The following is a 2,864-nucleotide window of genomic DNA, read 5'->3' as shown; positions in this document are numbered from 1 at the left end:
GCGTCGCCACAGTGCCTGTGGCGGACTCAGTCCGGAACAATTTGAAAACCAGAATCTCGCTTAGGGCCGTGTCCACATTACGCGGGTAGGATCAGTTGTGTTTATGGCTGTACAAATTGATGATATAAAATTAGTGGCATACTTGAACATTAATACTTAATTTTTGCATTCAGTGAAACGAATGTAATTCATATGGTATAATATAGGCCTTAAGCTGCTGCTTAGCAGTGTTGATGTACCGGCAATTAAATCCTGACTTTATCGAAAAGTAGATTGCAGATGAAATTTCTCACGCTGTGAGTACTTTATAAACTGATGCTGATTAAATAATTTCCGACATCTAAGCAAAATAATAAAAATGGCCTGAATGCTTGAACAAATCAGACCAGTCTTAATTAGTGATTTACAGGATTATTTATGGCAAGAAAAGAAATTAAACATGACAATTCAGAACTGGTACTACTATTCGATGGAACAAGAAACTACGCATATCTAACTGATGATGGGCGTAACATACTAAAGAGTGTAATTGATGGTGAAATGAAAAGTAGCCGAAGGAAGTATGCTATACGTGATATTTTCTATCTGATCCGTTCGATGAATGAGATCAGTTTAGCAACAGTGCGGCACTACCTAGACCTACGTACAGTGAACAAGCGTACAAGGCCGCTTTCAGCCGAGAGTATCAAAGTCTATAAGCGTGTATGCGTGGCAGTCTCTAAGGCGATGCGAGATGCTCACCAGAAGGGTGTACAGCTACTTGTACCGGACGATAGCCAGTATCTCAGTACGGAGCAGACTGCCGAACTACGCCAGATGATCAAGAGCAAGAAACCACTAGACGCTATGATCGAGTACTTAACAGGTTTAAAGAATTAGGGTGACTTTTTTTGGTAGATCCGGTGCTATATTCCTTAAGCCACTTTTTTGGACCTTTTAGATGCAATATACAAAGTTTAATTAATTGATTTGTAACAGTATTTTATATTGAAATTAATTAGGGTAACTATAATAATAAAATAACTTAATTTATAACCTTAATTATTAAGTGAATTTATTACTATTACTCATTATAAGAAGGTCAACGCCTCCGGCCTTGCCCTTGTTAAAACAAATAATAGATCTTAACTTTGCGTTTTTCTCGCGAGTACTCGAAACAACGCAAGGCGTTACTACTCGCTTTGCTCAGACAGATGACAGTACCGACAAAGCGACTTTATCAAAGTGATTTGGGTCGGCCTGCGGCCTAAAGTCTCCGTGAGTAACTACGCGTCGCATGGCTCCTTGTCGCTGTTATCGGGCTGTTCAAGCCCTTCCTGTAAGACAACCTGATTATGGCAAGTACTACCCAATTATCTGTCATTCCAGTTACTGTAAAACAATTATCAGTACTGCACAGAGCGAAGCGAACCCGATCCAGCCATTCCCTTTCTATGATGGTGTTTCCGGTAAAGCATTTAGAAAGCCCTGAACGCGATTTCTCTCAAATGCAGACACACTCCCCACCAATAACCGATAAACGGCCTTAGTGGCTCTTTGATATCGTTTAGGTGGCAAACCCGAACCATACTTCTGATGTTTACTGAATACCAACCAACATCTGATCACTTTTACCTATTGATTTACCTAGCGGGTAAAGGCTATGTAGCTAAGGCCGCTTTTCACCATCGCTACAGTTACCAGCCTTTAGATCATAAAATAATCAAACCCTAGACCTGCCTGACTGAACTAGAAAATTCAAGGGATTACATATGCAAAGTAAAAATAGGCCGTTTTTTAACCGTGTTAGTTAGCTGTTGGCTAGCCTGGTATAATAAAAAACCAGTACATAAAAAATCAGGATAGCCAGAGATGATTACTCAATACTTTGCTCAACCTGTAATGAGCACAGATCAGAAGTTGCTTGGGGTGGAAGTACTGACTAAATTTCAGGAAAATGGTTTTAACGTGCTTAATCCAGCACCAGCGGAGATAATGCAAGGCTGGTCTATCCACGAAAAAAGAGCTTATTTAATTGATTTAATACATTTCATTAGCAATGAAGAAGAGTTTTTCCTTGAAAATAAACTGTTTTGTTCTCTCAGTATCGATCAGAGCACTGCATTGATCTTGAGGCATGACGCATACATTCAAGTACTTCTGCAATCAATGCCATATGTTAAAATGCAGATCTCAGAGGATTTTCCAAAGATTGAACAGGGGTTAAAGAATCCAGATCTAAGATCACTTTCACATGGTAGTAATGCACTTTTCCTTAATTATTTTGGTGCTGGGAATGTGAATGTTCGAACTGGCGTTAGTTCCATGTTTGAAGTAGTTAAGATCGATGAAACCTTGTTCAGTACTCAATTATACAAAAGCAGCTTTCCAGCACTGCTGAAGAACATTATGAAGTACTGCCCTCGGATTATAGTATCAGGGGTATTTGATTCTACATTATTGCAGTACTTGCGAAAGTGGGGCGTTTGGGGTATGCAAGGAGAAGAGTTGTACGAATCAGTACCGCTGCGAGATATAAACTATTTACTCTCAATGTGCTATATACGTTAGTGGTATTCTTAACGCTATAAATTTTTTCGGCAGACTATTTATATTTGTGTAATTCCAAAATAATATCTCAAGTGTATACTCGTTTTTAATTAATTAAAAATCTTAGTTTCTATAAAAATTGTAAGTTAGGGGGGGGAGTTACCCGTCACCATATTATTAGCCATAATAGCAAAGGTGTATATAGTAATTAGGCATTTATTCACATTTCATGATAATCTGGGAGCCTGTCCATAATTCTGTGTAACTGCCAACGTATTAAAGATGACCGTCTAAGCGGTCACCGAACTCGATAATAAAACGACTCATTGCCAACC

The 2,864-nt window shown here is 38.8% G+C and carries 2 protein-coding genes; both read left to right on the top strand.

Annotation, left to right across the window (positions count from 1 at the left end; all coding sequences use genetic code 11):
- Nucleotides 1–417 precede the first annotated feature (417 nt).
- A complete protein-coding gene (locus tag ACQKDS_RS20145; protein WP_399674033.1) occupies nucleotides 418–879 on the top strand; it encodes a hypothetical protein in 462 nt (153 codons plus the stop codon).
- A gap of 972 nt (nucleotides 880–1,851) precedes the next feature.
- Entirely contained in the window at nucleotides 1,852–2,550 is a 699-nt protein-coding gene (locus tag ACQKDS_RS20140) for an EAL domain-containing protein (RefSeq protein WP_399674035.1), read from the top strand.
- The last annotated feature ends 314 nt before the right edge of the window (nucleotides 2,551–2,864 follow it).

It is taken from the genome of Serratia sp. NPDC078593, from assembly GCF_050268245.1.
GTDB lineage: Bacteria > Pseudomonadota > Gammaproteobacteria > Enterobacterales > Enterobacteriaceae > JBNNGK01.
This window is presented reverse-complemented; position numbering and strand designations above follow the sequence as displayed.

Excerpts from the sequence above, each read along its gene's own strand:
- ACQKDS_RS20145 (WP_399674033.1), top strand. The coding sequence starts at position 418 with ATGGCAAGAAAAGAAATTAAACATGACAATTCAGAACTGGTACTACTA.
- ACQKDS_RS20140 (WP_399674035.1), top strand. The coding sequence starts at position 1,852 with ATGATTACTCAATACTTTGCTCAACCTGTAATGAGCACAGATCAGAAG.